Raw genomic sequence first — 14,530 nt, 5'->3', positions numbered from 1 at the left:
GTATGTTAAAAGGAAAAACCATTTATGTTAGACCTTTAGAAGGAAAGGATGCCGAAGAAAATTTGCGGCTGCAAAGCGAAAATCGGGATTTTTTCGAACAGTTTTCTATGATACGCGCAGACGATTACTATACGGTTGAGGGGCAAAGAAAACGAATAACCGAGTATCAGGAAAGACTTGAGAAAGATGAAGAATATCATTTTGGCATCTTTACAGCGTCAGACGATAGATTAATCGGGACGGTTTCGCTCTTTCAAATCATCCGTGGCGCGCTGCAAACTGCGTTCATCGGGTATTTTTTAGACAAAGCCCATAATGGAAAGGGCATTATGACAGAGGCAGTCAGATTGGTTGTTGATTATGCGTTCCACGAATTGAAACTGCATCGGATTGAAGCCGGTGTGATGCCCCGTAATCTCGGGTCCATGCGTGTTTTAGAAAAAGCGGGATTTCATAAAGAAGGCATCGCCCGAAAAAATGTAAAAATTAATGGCGTTTGGGAGGATCATCAAGTCCTCGCGATTCTGAATCCTGATGACGAACAATAATAAAAGAAGCCGGGCCATCCCCGGCTTCTTTTTTAACGAACCGCAACTGGAGCAATTTCTTTCAGCGCTTGTTCGAAATCGTGTTCTAAATCGTCTGCATGTTCGACGCCCACACTCAGACGGAGCAGGCCATCAGTGATACCGCGTTTTTCACGCTCTTCCTTAGGCATTGCCGCGTGAGACATCGTTGCCGGATAGGACAAAATCGATTCCACGGCGCCAAGGCTGACAGCGAAGACTGGAAGTGACACATTCTCGACTAACTTCTTAACGGCCTCTTTGCTTTCAAGCTCAAAAGATAGCACGGCGCCCGCTCCCGTTGACTGGCTTTTATGGGTTTCAGCGCCGGGATGATCAGCCAGTCCCGGATAATACACGCGCTTGACCGCCGGGTGCTTCTGGAAAAATTCCGCAAGCCGCTGCGCTGTTTGGCTCGCTTTTTCTAAACGGACCTGCAACGTTTTTAAGCCGCGCAGCACGAGCCAGCAATCTTGCACGCCAAGGACGGCGCCGAACGCGTTTTGCAGCTTATACAGCTGCTTCCCAAGCTCTTCATCTTTGACAGCAGCTAAACCTGAGAGCACATCGCTGTGTCCGCTTAAGAATTTTGTCGCGCTGTGAAGTACAATATCCACGCCGAGATCAAGCGGACGCTGCAGTGCCGGTGTCATGAATGTATTGTCCAGAAAGGTCAGACAGCCGTTTTCTTTTGCAAGCTGAACAATCGCTTTAATATCTGTAATCCCAAGTGTCGGATTTGATGGCGTCTCCATATAAATGACCTTTGTGTTCGGCTTGATGCTCCGCGCCACTTCATTACGATCCGTCATGTCCACAAACGTATGCTCAATGCCAAACCGGGTCAGCACCTCTGTCACCATACGGAAGGTTCCGCCGTATACATCTTCGGTCACAAGAACGTGATCACCCTGTGACAGCAGTAAAAATGCTGTTGAGATAGCAGCCATGCCTGAACTGAAAGCAAATCCTCTTGTTCCGCCTTCCAATGCGGCAATTGTTTCTTCGAGAGCTGTTCTTGTCGGCGTGCCAGAGCGGCTGTAATCATATGCCCCGAACTCTTCAAATGAAGGTTGGTGAAAAGTCGAGGCGTGCTGAATCGGTACACTGACCGCCCCGGTTCCGCCGTCTGTTTTAAATGGATTGTGCACGAGCTGGGTTTCCAGCGTCCAATTGTGTTTACTCAAATGAAACAGCTCCCTCTTTGACCTGAAATAATGCCTGTTTTAGATCCTCTTTTAAATCTTCCGCATGTTCAATACCGACAGAAAAGCGCAGCAACCGATTGCACACCCCGTTTGCGATGCGGATCTCTTCAGGAATATCCATGTGCGTCTGGGTCGCAGGGTATGTAATAAAGCTTTCCACCCCGCCGAGGCTTTCTGCAAAACAAATGGTCTTCAGTGCTTTTAAAAACGGATTGACCCATTCTTCTTTTTGCAGACGGAAGGACAGCATGCCGCCTTTTCCGGGATACAGCACATCCGAAATTTCTTCCTGCTCTTCTAAAAACGCCGCAAGCTCCTGCGCGTTTGCCTGATGCTGACGCATTCTGAGGCTCAGCGTCTTCATTCCTCTCATCAGAAGCCACGAATCAAATGGCGGCAGGACGGCGCCAATCGCATTTTGATGCTGAAACATTTCCTCTCCGAGCCGCTCATCCTTCACCACGACAAGTCCAGCAAGCAGATCGTTATGCCCGCCTAAATACTTGGTTGCGCTGTGAATGACAATGTCAGCTCCCAGCTCAAGCGGCCGCTGCAAGACCGGTGTATAAAATGTATTATCTACGATCAGCAGAAGACCGTGCTCCTTTGTAATCCGGGCAATATGTTCAATGTCCGCCTCCTGCATGAGGGGGTTTGTCGGCGTTTCCACAAACACCGCTTTTGTATTCGGCGTAATCTTAGAGCGTAAACAGTCCTCATCGCTGAAATCATCATAATGAAAAGTCAATCCGTATTTTTTCCATTCATTTTCAAATAAACGGTACGTGCCGCCATATAGGTCCGATGAAACAATCAGTTCATCTCCGCTTTTAAACAGCGCCATAATCGTTTGGATAGCAGCCATTCCTGAACTAAAGGCAAGCCCTCTTGCGCCGTTTTCTAAGTTAGCGATCGCGTCCTCAACAAGCTGGCGTGTCGGATTTTTTGTGCGGACATAATCAAATCCAGTTGATTCTCCGATCCCTCTGTGGCGGTATGCTGTTGATAAATAAATAGGAGCACTCACTGTTCCCGTGACTTCATCGCTTCGGTTCCCTATTTGGGCTAATTTCGTTTCAACGTGCTGTGACATATAGCTGACACCTTCCCTTTTCAAAATAAAAACCCCTTCTTCATAAGAAGAAGGGGTTTAACGCTTCTTCTTATCTTCCAAGCATAAAAAACGCTTGCTGGATTTAGCACCTTGGCGCTTTGCACATGCAAAACAAGCCGGTTGCTGAGGTTTCTAAGGGCCAGTCCCTCCACCTCTCACGATAAGAAATATCGATTTCAATTTTCTGATTGTTTTATATTAGCGCAATTCACAGTTTATTTCAACACTTTTTTCTTCGTGTTCCGAACCGTTTAAAGAGAGAAATTTCTAATAATTCATGGTACAATAATTGAAAATGCAAGAAAGTATAGTGATGTCCTGGAGGAATGTTTTTATGGCACCGAAAAACGGCACAGTGCAAGAAAAGAAATTCTTTTCAAAAGAGCTTAACGAGGAAATGACCTTGCTTGTTTATCTGCCGTCCAACTACTCCCCGCTTTATAAATACCATGTCATTATCGCACAGGACGGCCACGATTATTTCAGGCTGGGGAGAATCGGCAGACAGGTTGAGGAATTGCTGTCGAAACACGAAATAGACCGGAGCATTATTATCGGTGTTCCCTATAAGGATGTAAAAGAGCGCAGAAACACCTATCATCCGGAGGGTTCAAAATTTTCGGCGTATAAACGGTTCATCGCCCATGAGCTCGTTCCTTTTGCAGATGATGAGTATCCAACCTATCAGATCGGTTATGGCCGAACCCTGATCGGTGATTCGCTCGGAGCGACCGTGTCACTTATGACAGCGCTTGATTATCCGAATATGTTTGGCAACATCATCATGCAGTCTCCCTATGTTGACAAACACGTACTAGAAGCCGTAAAACAGTCAGACGATATCAAACACCTCTCTATTTATCACCAAATCGGAACAAAAGAAACTGACGTCCACACGACAGACGGGAACATTCTGGACTTTACAGAACCGAACCAGGAGCTGAAGCAGCTGCTGGAGAAGAAGCTTTCCGATTATTATTTTGAGCCATTTGACGGAGACCACAAATGGACATACTGGCAGCCGCTCATCACCCCGGCGCTGAAAAAAATGCTTTAACACTCTATCATACTTTATTTCCAGGAGGGACATAATATGAAATACGGAATCGTTTTATTTCCATCAAAAAAGCTCCAAGACCTTGCAAACTCTTACAGAAAGCGCTATGACCCAAGCTACTCTCTGATCCCGCCTCATTTGACGCTGAGAGCATCCTTTGAATGCGCGGAGGAGAAAGCGGATCAGCTCGTATCACATTTAAGAAACATCGCAAAAGAGTCCCACCCACTCGTTCTCAAAATGACAAAATACAGCTCATTTGCGCCTGTCAATAATGTCATTTACATCAAAGCAGAACCGACGGAAGAGTTAAAAACACTCAATGAAAAGCTATACACCGGTGTGTTGGCAGGAGAACAGGAATATAATTTCGTTCCGCATGTGACGGTCGGCCAAAATCTTTCCGACGATGAGCATTCAGATGTGCTGGGACAATTAAAAATGCAGGAAGTGTCGCATGAAGAAATCGTTGACCGTTTCCACTTGCTTTACCAGTTGGAAAACGGATCGTGGACAGTATATGAAACCTTCTTGCTAGGCAGAGGAGAATAATGTTTGAAAGCAGTTATCGCAAAAAATGAAGACCAACTGAAAGATGCATTCTATGTAAGAGAAGAAGTCTTTGTCAAAGAACAAAACGTGCCTGCTGAAGAAGAAATTGACGAACTTGAAAATGAGTCAGAGCATATCGTCGTGTATGACGGTGAAAAGCCTGTCGGTGCCGGAAGATGGCGCATGAAGGACGGTTACGGCAAGTTAGAGCGGATTTGCGTACTGAAAAGCCACCGCTCAGCCGGTGTCGGCGGCATCATTATGAAAGCGCTCGAAAAAGCCGCGGCAGACGGAGGCGCTTCCGGTTTCATGTTAAACGCGCAAACACAGGCTGTGCCGTTTTACAAGAAACACGGGTATCGTGTGCTTTCTGAAAAAGAATTCCTCGATGCCGGCATTCCGCACTTACAAATGATGAAGGACTGAACGCATCCGGATCTTTTGAGATCCGGATTTTTACTGCATATAAAAAAACCGTTCTCTCGTATGAACGGTTTTTTATACATATCGATTAATATATGTGCCCATTCCTTTTTCTCGCAATCTCTTATAAAGAGAGCGCTTACGTTTCATCTCGTTTACTTTTCTTTCAGCGGCCGTTTGATTCTCCTGCTGCTTTTCCAATTCTTTGTATACCCGCTGAAACGGGACATAGCTGATTTTTTCGGTTCCGGCATAATCCTGCTTATGTCCAATCGTTCTATTAGCATATTGAGCGTATTGCTGGTTCTGAATTTGACCTGCATATATCATACAATACCCACCCCTCTGCTGTCTCTTTTCCCTTAAACTTACTTTTTGAAACACATTTCTTTTGATATGATAGTCATTGTCTGTAATGAACACCTTTTGATTGGGAGGACCCCTTTTTGAAATGCGCCCGACTGAATGATAGAATCATACATTTACATACATATTCGAGAGAACATTATCAATTCCTCTTTGAAGAGGGAATAAAAGGACATTTATTTTGTTCCCATTGCGGAAAGCCCGTTTTGTTACGGCTTAACATCGCCGATCCGCCAGAGTTTATCCATCGCCAGCCAGGCGATTTTCCGGCATGTGAGGAGGCGTGCGAACCGAAGCCCTCTAAAGAGGAAAAAAAAGAAGACGATCAGGAATCTGGTGTCATTCGTTTACCCAAGGGAAAAGCGATCGCCGCTGACCCGTCCCCAGCTGTTACGGAATGGCACCGTCCTAGAAGCATTAAACCAGGAACACCATTTGTGCCAAAAACAATAGAACCCGATACGAGCCTTTTTCCGTCTGTCGGTTTAAACACGGATCAGCTGAAAGCTGTCACGGAAACAGAGGGCCCGCTGCTCGTGCTTGCAGGTGCGGGGAGCGGAAAAACACGGGTGCTGACAGCCCGTGCCGCCCACATGATCGAACACTTAGGCATACCGCCTGAAAATATGCTGCTTGTCACCTTTACAACAAAAGCTGTCGCTGAAATGAAAGAGCGTATGGCCAACCAGTACGGATTACAGCCGGCAAAAGTCAGAAGACTTGTGACAGGAACATTCCACAGTCTGTTTTATAAGATCTTGTATCACTCTAATTCTGCTAAATGGAACGGTGAGCATCTGCTGAAAATGGAGTGGCAGCGGGAACAATATATCAAAAAAGCACTCTATGAAGAAGGCATCGATGAGAAAGAATTCCCAGTTGACCAAGCTCTGCAGCAGATCGGTTTTTGGAAAAACACTTATGTCCCAAATGAACGCATCCCTCTAAAAGATGAGTGGGAAAAACAAGTTTATCGTTTATATGAACATTATGAACGCCAGAAAAAAGAACACAGCCAATTTGATTTTGATGACATGGCTTCAGCCTGCTATGAATTGTTTATCGAGCGGCCTGACCTTCTGGAACAATATCAATCTCGGTTTACGTATATCTTAATTGATGAGTTTCAGGACATTAATCCGGTTCAATACAAAATCATGCAAATGCTCGCCAGTCCGGAGCAAAACCTGTGCTGTGTCGGAGACGATGACCAGTCCATCTACGCGTTTCGCGGAAGCAATCCGTCTTTCATTCTTGATTTTCAAAAGGATTATCCGGGAGCGAAGACGATCTATTTAACTGCGAACTACAGGTCTACGCACCCGATCGTCTCTAGTGCTGATATCGTTGTGAAAAAGAACAAAAACAGATATGCCAAAACGCTTGAAGCGGCCCGCGATGACATTCAGGTCCCTGTGCTGTTTTATCCTTATGATGAAGAGGAAGAAGCCACAATGGTCGTTTCCGATATCAAAGAAAAAATTCAAAATGGAGCCAGTCCAGAAGACTTTGCGGTTCTTTACCGCACAAACAGCGGAGGCCGTGCTATATATGAAAGGCTTCATCAATCGTCAATTCCGTATACAGCTGACCGCGGCGTCCAATCGTTTTACAGCAGACGGATCGTCCGCCAGATTCTCGCCTACTTGTATGCCAGCCAAAATGAGGATGACACCGAAGCGATTAAACACTTGCTTCCCGCCTTGTTTTTAAAACAGTCCGCTTTGAATACGCTGAAGGCGCTCTCGATTACAGAGGACTGTACCATGATCAAAGCGCTGGCCAAATTGCCTGATCTGAAGCCATTCCAGCTGAACAAAATCAAGAAAATCGTACCGTTTTTTGCAAGCCTCCGCACAATGAAACCCGTAGAAGCCATCACCTTTGCAGAAGGAAAAATGGGCTTCTCCGAATATTTAAAAAAGCGGGGCAATGAGGGCAACAAGCTGGAAAAAGGCTCTGATGACTTGCGTGACATCAAGGTTGTCGCCAAGAAGTTCAAAACGATTCCTGACTTTCTTGCCCACGTAGACCATATGAGGGCCGCTGAGAAAAACAGAACGGATGAACATGGCGTTCAGCTGATGACCATTCACCGGTCAAAAGGCCTTGAATTCAAAACAGTCTACGTGTTAGGCACTGTAGACGGCTCGATTCCGCACGATTTCTCATTAGAAACGGCAAGAAAAGGAGACGAGGCCGCTCTTGAGGAGGAAAGACGTCTTTTATATGTAGCCATGACCCGGGCGAAACAGCATTTATATTTGTCTTGCCCCGCTAACAGGCGCGGCAAAACAGCCAACCGCTCAAGATTTTTGTATCCCCTTCTACAAAAAGCAAGACAGCCCTTGCATCATTAACAGCCCGGCAGATTACTGCCGGGTTTTTACTGTAAAAAAAGGCCCGCTGCAGTGAGTCAGCCAGGCCATCCACTTATTTATTATCCATCATTTTAGAAATCGTGCCAAAATCAAGCTTTTCTTTTCCGCTTGTAATAGATTCCACAATTTTATCTTCTAATTCTTTTGGCACGCGTCTGTTTGCCATCTGAGCTACGCGGTTAATCACACTGCGCACTGTATTTTCATCTTTAAAATTAGCGTTTTGGAGTGATCCGGCAAGATTCATTACATCCTGCATCTTCACACCTGTTTTCTTTTCGATGTTCTTAAAAAATTGATTATCCATAATGCGCCTCCTTTTGGCGGAGTAATACGGTATTGTATGAATGCACATAATACAATGTGCTTTTCCAACATTTTTAAAAATAAACACAAGGCAAGGAAGCACGGGTTATAACCCGTACTTCCTCAATACATCTTAAAAGAAAGATGCACCTACGATGATGAGGAGAATGAATAATACGACCAACAAAACAAATGTTGAACCATAGCCGCCGCCGTAACCGCCAGCATAACCGCCATAACAGCCGCCGTAGCCGCCGCCGAATCCGTATCCAAAGCCCATAGATAAGCACCTCCTTTACTCTCTATACACTATGTGAGCTGCTTGGATCGGCTTGGATATTCGCATAGGGCGTTTGCGGATTTATGATTGATCATATTGAGCTTGATGTTTCTTAAGTAAGGCCTCCGTTTTTTCAGCCAGCTCTTCAATCTCATCTTCAAATTCCAGACCGGCTTTATCAAATGCATCCAAGTCTTTTCTGATACGGCCCATCGTGTCTTCATACTCTTTTTGCTTTTGTTCGTGTGGTTCATATCTTCCTTCTATCCATTTTTCAAACTCATTCACTTTTATCCCCCCGCTTATGATATATGCTGAGCGAGGCCGCCCCGTTAAAAAAACAAAAAACCGGAGTTCTCCGGTTTCTTTGCCAGGCTATTGAGGCTTTTTCTTTTTATTTCCGCACCCGCAGCCTTTCTTTTTTATCTTTTTTGATTGATACGATGAATCTGTATATGGAGATTTTTGGGAAGGTTTATGATGTTGGCTCATTTTTGTCCCCTTCCTTTCCTTATGTCATATATGCTACTTTATGCTGATGCTAGTGAAAAGTTGCTGGTGGTAACGCCTCATTCTTGCAGCCATTTTGATACGAGCGTTTCTATGATGCCGGCAAGGCCGGCGATCGCCAAAAGTAAAATCAGCCACTGCGCCGCTTGCGGGATCAACGCCTGGCATAAAATCAAAAAGCCGGCGCACCACACGCCTGTGCACCAATAGCAGCTCAGCAATTCACCAATAAACGCCCTGACACCGGTTCCCTTAATCACGATATAGGTTTCAATGTTCCCGTCCGCATCCTTTTCTTCCTTCTCTTCATGAAACAGACTGCGAAGCGGCGCCATAATCGTGTCAAACACCAGCAGGCGGGCGAGCCGAAAGACCGCAAGCGATAGAAGAACAATTGTCAGCCCATTTATAACCACTCGTTCACTCCTTTGCCAATCATGATCCCTTCACATATATGCGAAAACCCTATTCTTCATGAATTGTATCTTGTCCGGCAGAAAATTGGTTATTTTTATTATTCCGCTCGGCACCCCATTTGCATTATATAGAGTATGGATAAGAAAGGAGTGAAGGTTATGTCATTTGAAACAAAAATTGAATCCCTGCATCCTGACATATTTGAGCAATTATCAAGCGAATTCGAGCAGCAGATCGAAGTGATTGATTGCGAAAATATCACAATAGATACGTCACATATAACAGCTGCCCTTTCTATACAAGCCTTGGTTACAACATTGATTATCCTGTTGACACAGCTCGTTATTGCCGACGAGGACTTGGCCGACACAGTAGCAAGCGAAATACTCATTCTTGATAACTCTCAAATCAAAAAAAGAACCATCATTAAAATTATCAACAGCCGAAACATCAAGATTACTTTGTCTGCAGACGAAATAATAACCTTTGTACAAATCTTGCTTCAGGTGTTAAACAGTATGCTCCTTGAATTCGACATCCTTTAACCCTTTCTTTTCACAAACTAAAAGTTGAGGTGAGAACAAATGTCAGATAACGATAAAATCAAAGAAGAGCTTGAAAAGCTCCCAGAAGTTGATCCAATGATGAAAATGCTGGTCCAAAACATATTTGTAAAACACGGCATCACAAAAGACAAAATGAAAAAAGTATCAGATGAAGAAAAAGAAATGCTTTTGAATATGGTAAAAGACCTGCAAGCGAAATCAGCGGAGCTAGCTGAAAAACACAAGAAGAAAAAAGAAGAAGAAGCCGTACAAGAGCAAAAGAGCGATAAACCGCTTAGCCGCAGAGAGCAGCTCATTGAACAGCTCAGACAAAGACGGCAAAACAATAACAATTCAAATTAATCATAAAAAATAGGGCACATCATCAAGATAAATGCCTCAGTCAAAGTAAGAGGCTCGCTCATTTAATAACAGTAAAAGAAAAGGAGGAATAGATATGGAAAGCAGACCATACTCTTGGGTTGCACTTGATCCTGACTGTGACCATCCGTTAGAGCACAAAGAGAAAGAAAAAGAAGAAAGAAAATGCAATTGCGATATTTGCTGCAATAACAATGGGTTTGGCAATGACAACAACGCCTTTATCGACCAAGATCTAGCTCAGGCAAATCTCAATAAACAAGTCTCAGATGAGACAATTATTATTAGAGACTCTTGTGACATCAACGTTTCATCTACAGACGTTCAAGCCGTAACATCTATTGTAACAGCGCTTAATGCAGCTGTCTTGACAGTAGCTCTCACCTCCATTGCAGATGGCGTTATTGCTGAATTAGTCGCACAAGATTTATTGCAGCTTACAGCTAACAAGCAAGTAAACCGCCAGAAACTTCTTATCGAATGCTCCCGCGGCGTAAACGTCACAACAGTAGATGCCGATATCGCAACCCTTGTCTCTACAGCTACAAACGTTCTGATCGCTGTCCTAGTCATCACTCTTGTCCTCTAGAACCTAAAAGCAGAGCTAAAAACGCTCTGCTTTTTCTTATTTTCCAAGCATATGATGAATATATAGACGTTCACCCACACCAAGTGGGGCACGGGTACATATGTTGTTAAGGACTAAAGTCAAATACCCTATAAAGAAGGAGCTGAAATCAATGAGCTGCGGAAAAACCCATGGCCGGCATGAGAACTGTGTATGCGATGCAGTGGAAAAGATTTTAGCAGAGCAGGAGGCAGTTGAGGAACAGTGTCCGACTGGCTGCTATACAAACCTTTTGAATCCGACAATTGCAGGTAAAGACACAATTCCGTTTCTCTTGTTTGATAAAAAAGGCGGATTGTTCTCCACATTCGGAAACGTGGGGGGATTTGTGGATGATATGCAATGCTTTGAATCCATTTTCTTCCGCGTTGAAAAATTATGTGATTGCTGCGCAACACTGTCTATTTTACGCCCTGTCGATGTTAAAGGCGATACCTTAAGTGTTTGCCACCCTTGTGACCCGGATTTCTTCGGGCTAGAAAAAACAGATTTCTGCATAGAAGTGGATCTCGGATGCTTCTGTGCGATTCAGTGCCTGTCACCAGAGCTAGTTGACAGAACATCGCCTCATAAAGATAAAAAGCATCATCACAATGGATAATCACTTGTAAAGAGGAATCCCCTTCCAAACTCTATTACAGGTGCAAATCATTCAGCTGCTTCCAGCGTGAGGCAGCTGACTCTCCATCATTTCGCCAGTCTCAAATTTATAAGGCAGGAGGGATAATATGAGCCAGAAAACATCAAGCTGCGTGCGTGAAGCTGTAGAAAATATTGAAGATCTGCAAAACGCTGTTGAAGAAGACTGCCCGACCGGCTGCCACTCTAAGCTTTTATCTGTAAGCCATTCGTTAGGCGACACAGTGCCTTTTGCAATATTTACATCAAAATCAACGCCATTAGTCGCCTTCGGAAATGTCGGCGAACTCGATAACGGCCCTTGCTTTAATACAGTATTTTTCAGGGTCGAAAGAGTGCATGGAAGCTGCGCAACACTGTCATTATTAATCGCATTTGACGAACACAAACACATTTTGGACTTCACCGATAAAGATACGGTGTGTGAAGTGTTCCGACTCGAAAAAACGAACTACTGTATTGAAGTTGACTTAGACTGCTTCTGCGCAATCAACTGCTTAAATCCTCGATTAATTAATCGTACACATCATCAGCATTAATCATAAGCTGGAAAAGCTTGCAGGCCTGCAGGCTTTTCTCTATGTAAAAAAGCTGTCCGGCAACATCAGCCGGGCAGCTTTTTCTTTTTCGTTAAAAACCGAGCGGGTGCAAAGAGGTAATATCATCGATTGCCAGTTCGGTTGGGGCTCCGTTTCCGGTTGTTCGAAGCAGGACGGAATCATTTCTTCTTCCGACAATCACGCCCCTGTACGTTCTTCCATTGGCTTCAATCAAACAAAGCGCTCTCGGCATGTTATGAGGCAGCTTTGTTAAAAAATCAATTTTTTCGTGGATCGTCATCTTGCTCATCGGTTTTTTCACTTTTCGTGCCGGCGGTGCTTTTTCCTCCGCTTTATCAGCACTATGGACAGCTTCCGGTTCTTTCTCAGGCTTCCGGGCCTCAAGTGCAGGCTCTTCCTTTTTTTCTGCTTTCGGGGGCTCGTGTTCGACGGTTTCTTCTACGGCCTGCGGCTCTGCTTTCTGTTCCTCTTGGCTTTTTATGTTCTCTGGCTCTCTCACCTCTTGTATTTGCTGACTCACTGGTTCGGCTGCAGGCTTTTGGTCTTCTTGCAGGACATCCTGTGCCACAGCTTCCTCCTGCTGCTTCTCATGGTAAGCCGGCTTTTCCTCAGCTTTTGGCGGAGCGGGTTTGTCGGCCTTTCTTTTGATGACAATCTCCTGCATGGATGACCTTGTAGTTTCTGCATAATCCGGCTGAACAATATACATGAGCGGTTTTTTATCCGCGTTTCTTTTCTTATTAGACATCTTCATCCCTCCGATTGTGTCATATTCTATCTATATGACAGAAAGCTGAAAATCAGAAGAAATAAAAAAGCAATCCCTATTCGGGATTGCTTGAAATAGATCCTGCTTAGCGGGCAGTGATATGGAAACCTGAATCAACGTGAAGATTTTCACCTGTAATCCCGCGGGACATATCGCTGAACAAGAACGCAGCTGTATCGCCCACTTCTTCAGGTGTTGTCGTGCGGCGAAGCGGTGCACGCTCTTCGATGTCTTTTAAGATAGAGTTGAAATCGCTGATGCCTTTAGCAGATAATGTTCTGATCGGGCCGGCAGAAATGCTGTTGACGCGGATATTTTCTTTTCCTAAGTCAGCAGCTAAATATTTCACACTTGCATCAAGAGAAGCTTTTGCTACACCCATAACGTTGTAGTTTGGCATCACAAGCTCTCCGCCAAGGTACGTCAAAGTGACAATGCTTCCGCCTTCAGTCATCATCGGACGTGCCGCTTTGACAACAGCAGTCAGAGAATATGAGCTGATGTTATGAGCCAAAAGGAAGCCGTCACGATTTGTGTTTAAGTATTCGCCCACAAGCTCTTCTTTGTTGGCAAACGCGATACAATGCGCGATACCGTGGATTACACCGACCTGCTCCTTAATGCTTGCGAAGCAAGTTTCGATTTCTGCGTCGTTTGTAACATCGCAAGGAAGGATGATGGAGTCGTTGCGGTCTAATGTTCCGGCAAGCTCGTGAACGGATTTCTCCAGGCGTTCACCAGCGTATGTGAAAATCAAACGTGCACCCGCTTCATGTAAAGAACGCGCAATGCCCCAGGCGATGCTGCGTTTGTTGGCTACCCCCATCACAACAATGTTGCGGCCTTCAAGTGAAAAATTCATATGTATAAAGCCTCCTATATTTAATAAAGACATAGTATTAGTACCTGATCTTAATTTCTATCATATCATAACCTTGTCCAGATGAAAAGCGCATACCGTAGCAAACGCAAAAGAGATCACCATCAGCTGGTGATCTCATCGGCTTGTATTTAAGCTGTTTCGTTTAAAAGCGAAATGGTTTGTCGGCCCGTGTCCCGATCCGATGCCGAGCGTATTTTCCACCGCTTCACGGACAAAGTTGGCCGCAACCTCAAATGCCTGATGGATGCTGTCTCCTTTAGCCGTTTGGGCCGTTAAAGCTGCAGCAAAGGTGCAGCCTGTGCCATGCGTATGCTTCGTATTGATATAAGGATGGGTGATTTGCATAAACATGCTGCCATCAAAAAGAAGGTCAGTAATGTGATTGTCCTCAGGCTGGTGCCCGCCTTTGATAATGACATGCTGCGCACCCATCTTGACGAGCTGCTCTGCTGCTTTTTTCCGGTCATCCAGCGAGCTGATTGTCATTCCTGTCAGCGTTTCTGCTTCCGGGACATTCGGCGTAATCGCGTAGCTTCTTGGAATGAGCAACTCCTTTAAGGTGGCAACTGACTCATCACGCAGCAAGGATGCCCCGCCCTTTGCGATCATAACCGGATCAACAATTACACGATTGAATCCGTACTCGTCAATTTTTCTTGCCACTTCTTCAATCATGTCGGCATTCCAGAGCATTCCCGTTTTGACTGCATCCGGTCTCAAATCCTCAGCAACAGCGTCAATTTGCTGTCTCAACGCCTCTACAGTCAGCGGATGCACCCCATGAACGCCAAGCGTATTTTGAGCGGTTACCGCTGTAATCGCAGACATTCCGAATACATCAAGCTCTTGAAAGGTTTTAATATCAGCCTGTATCCCTGCGCCGCCGCCTGAATCTGATCCGGCGATTGTCAATGCTTTATATATACTCATTACACTACACTCCTT

The 14,530-nt window shown here is 44.9% G+C and carries 20 protein-coding genes and 1 riboswitch; of the genes, 10 read left to right on the top strand and 10 right to left on the bottom strand.

The genetic code is table 11. The features are described 5' to 3' along the window. Positions 1-2 precede the first annotated feature (2 nt). Positions 3-548 carry a GNAT family protein gene (locus NST79_RS06485; RefSeq protein WP_015252328.1) on the top strand — a complete coding sequence of 182 codons (546 nt, stop codon included), beginning with the start codon at positions 3-5 and terminating at the stop codon, positions 546-548. A 32-nt stretch (positions 549-580) separates the two neighbouring features. Here the strand turns inward: NST79_RS06485 and metC are convergent, their stop codons facing one another. Both metC and metI read right to left on the bottom strand, forming a co-directional pair. Next, positions 581-1,753, bottom strand: a complete 1,173-nt coding sequence (gene metC / locus NST79_RS06480) for a cystathionine beta-lyase (protein ID WP_128992644.1) — start codon at positions 1,751-1,753, stop codon at positions 581-583. After that, on the bottom strand, positions 1,746-2,867 hold the full coding sequence (gene metI / locus NST79_RS06475) for a cystathionine gamma-synthase/O-acetylhomoserine thiolyase (protein WP_192858443.1): 1,122 nt from the start codon (positions 2,865-2,867) through the stop codon (positions 1,746-1,748). The genes metC and metI overlap by 8 nt, the downstream gene beginning before the upstream one ends. Before the next feature lie 67 nt (positions 2,868-2,934). Next, a riboswitch (SAM riboswitch) is annotated at positions 2,935-3,055 on the bottom strand. 167 nt (positions 3,056-3,222) lie between these two features. On the opposite strand from metI, the gene NST79_RS06470 reads away from it, so the two are divergent. The 3 genes from NST79_RS06470 to NST79_RS06460 are packed head-to-tail and all read left to right on the top strand — an operon-like array spanning position 3,223 to position 4,923. Further along, the gene (locus NST79_RS06470) at positions 3,223-3,945 is read left to right on the top strand and encodes an esterase family protein (RefSeq protein ID WP_015252332.1); all 723 of its coding nucleotides are present in this window, start codon (positions 3,223-3,225) and stop codon (positions 3,943-3,945) included. Between the two features lie 36 nt (positions 3,946-3,981). After that, positions 3,982-4,497: a YjcG family protein gene (locus tag NST79_RS06465; RefSeq protein ID WP_003232861.1), complete on the top strand. Its 516-nt coding sequence runs from the start codon at positions 3,982-3,984 to the stop codon at positions 4,495-4,497. A gap of 3 nt (positions 4,498-4,500) precedes the next feature. Further along, positions 4,501-4,923: a GNAT family N-acetyltransferase gene (locus NST79_RS06460; protein WP_192858362.1), complete on the top strand. Its 423-nt coding sequence runs from the start codon at positions 4,501-4,503 to the stop codon at positions 4,921-4,923. Positions 4,924-4,995: 72 nt separating this feature from the next. On the opposite strand, the gene NST79_RS06455 is transcribed toward NST79_RS06460, so the two are convergent. Continuing rightward, positions 4,996-5,250, bottom strand: coding sequence for a hypothetical protein (locus NST79_RS06455; RefSeq protein ID WP_003232866.1), 255 nt, complete (start codon positions 5,248-5,250; stop codon positions 4,996-4,998). A gap of 116 nt (positions 5,251-5,366) precedes the next feature. Between NST79_RS06455 and NST79_RS06450 the strand changes: the two genes are divergently transcribed. Next, positions 5,367-7,646, top strand: a complete 2,280-nt coding sequence (locus tag NST79_RS06450; protein ID WP_212059654.1) for an ATP-dependent helicase — start codon at positions 5,367-5,369, stop codon at positions 7,644-7,646. Between the two features lie 73 nt (positions 7,647-7,719). On the opposite strand, the gene spoVIF is transcribed toward NST79_RS06450, so the two are convergent. From spoVIF to yjcA, 4 genes are all read right to left on the bottom strand, one after another. Then, entirely contained in the window at positions 7,720-7,974 is a 255-nt protein-coding gene (gene spoVIF / locus NST79_RS06445) for a sporulation-specific transcription regulator SopVIF (RefSeq protein ID WP_003232870.1), read from the bottom strand. Positions 7,975-8,106: 132 nt separating this feature from the next. Further along, the gene (gene yjcZ / locus NST79_RS06440) at positions 8,107-8,253 is read right to left on the bottom strand and encodes a sporulation protein YjcZ (protein WP_015252337.1); all 147 of its coding nucleotides are present in this window, start codon (positions 8,251-8,253) and stop codon (positions 8,107-8,109) included. 81 nt (positions 8,254-8,334) lie between these two features. Further along, on the bottom strand, positions 8,335-8,541 hold the full coding sequence (locus tag NST79_RS06435; RefSeq protein WP_017695696.1) for a hypothetical protein: 207 nt from the start codon (positions 8,539-8,541) through the stop codon (positions 8,335-8,337). A gap of 281 nt (positions 8,542-8,822) precedes the next feature. Continuing rightward, the gene (gene yjcA, locus NST79_RS06430; RefSeq protein ID WP_014476457.1) at positions 8,823-9,179 is read right to left on the bottom strand and encodes a sporulation protein YjcA; all 357 of its coding nucleotides are present in this window, start codon (positions 9,177-9,179) and stop codon (positions 8,823-8,825) included. Positions 9,180-9,338: 159 nt separating this feature from the next. Here yjcA and NST79_RS06425 point away from each other — a divergent pair, with 159 nt between their 5' ends. From NST79_RS06425 to cotZ, 5 genes are all read left to right on the top strand, one after another. Beyond that, the gene (locus NST79_RS06425; RefSeq protein WP_029726269.1) at positions 9,339-9,725 is read left to right on the top strand and encodes a spore coat protein; all 387 of its coding nucleotides are present in this window, start codon (positions 9,339-9,341) and stop codon (positions 9,723-9,725) included. A 39-nt stretch (positions 9,726-9,764) separates the two neighbouring features. Then, positions 9,765-10,088 carry a hypothetical protein gene (locus NST79_RS06420; RefSeq protein ID WP_015252340.1) on the top strand — a complete coding sequence of 108 codons (324 nt, stop codon included), beginning with the start codon at positions 9,765-9,767 and terminating at the stop codon, positions 10,086-10,088. 94 nt (positions 10,089-10,182) lie between these two features. Continuing rightward, positions 10,183-10,695, top strand: coding sequence for a spore coat protein CotX (cotX, locus tag NST79_RS06415; protein ID WP_015252341.1), 513 nt, complete (start codon positions 10,183-10,185; stop codon positions 10,693-10,695). Between the two features lie 151 nt (positions 10,696-10,846). Further along, positions 10,847-11,335 (top strand): spore coat protein CotY, encoded by a 489-nt coding sequence (gene cotY / locus NST79_RS06410; protein ID WP_014479465.1) that lies wholly within the window; start codon positions 10,847-10,849, stop codon positions 11,333-11,335. A gap of 127 nt (positions 11,336-11,462) precedes the next feature. Beyond that, on the top strand, positions 11,463-11,912 hold the full coding sequence (cotZ, locus tag NST79_RS06405) for a spore coat protein CotZ (RefSeq protein WP_014479464.1): 450 nt from the start codon (positions 11,463-11,465) through the stop codon (positions 11,910-11,912). A 91-nt stretch (positions 11,913-12,003) separates the two neighbouring features. Here the strand turns inward: cotZ and cotO are convergent, their stop codons facing one another. The 3 genes from cotO to thiD all read right to left on the bottom strand — a co-directional run bounded on the left by cotO (position 12,004) and on the right by thiD (position 14,515). Continuing rightward, on the bottom strand, positions 12,004-12,687 hold the full coding sequence (gene cotO / locus NST79_RS06400) for a spore coat protein CotO (protein WP_080265338.1): 684 nt from the start codon (positions 12,685-12,687) through the stop codon (positions 12,004-12,006). Positions 12,688-12,787: 100 nt separating this feature from the next. Continuing rightward, the gene (gene fabI, locus NST79_RS06395) at positions 12,788-13,564 is read right to left on the bottom strand and encodes an enoyl-ACP reductase FabI (protein ID WP_003232896.1); all 777 of its coding nucleotides are present in this window, start codon (positions 13,562-13,564) and stop codon (positions 12,788-12,790) included. A gap of 135 nt (positions 13,565-13,699) precedes the next feature. Next, positions 13,700-14,515, bottom strand: coding sequence for a bifunctional hydroxymethylpyrimidine kinase/phosphomethylpyrimidine kinase (gene thiD, locus NST79_RS06390; protein ID WP_014479462.1), 816 nt, complete (start codon positions 14,513-14,515; stop codon positions 13,700-13,702). Between the last annotated feature and the right edge of the window lie 15 nt (positions 14,516-14,530).

Source organism: Bacillus sp. PS196 (genome assembly GCF_037963555.1).
Lineage (GTDB): Bacteria > Bacillota > Bacilli > Bacillales > Bacillaceae > Bacillus > Bacillus subtilis.
The sequence above is the reverse complement of the archived record's forward strand: the minus strand, read 5'-3'. Positions and strand labels throughout refer to the sequence as shown.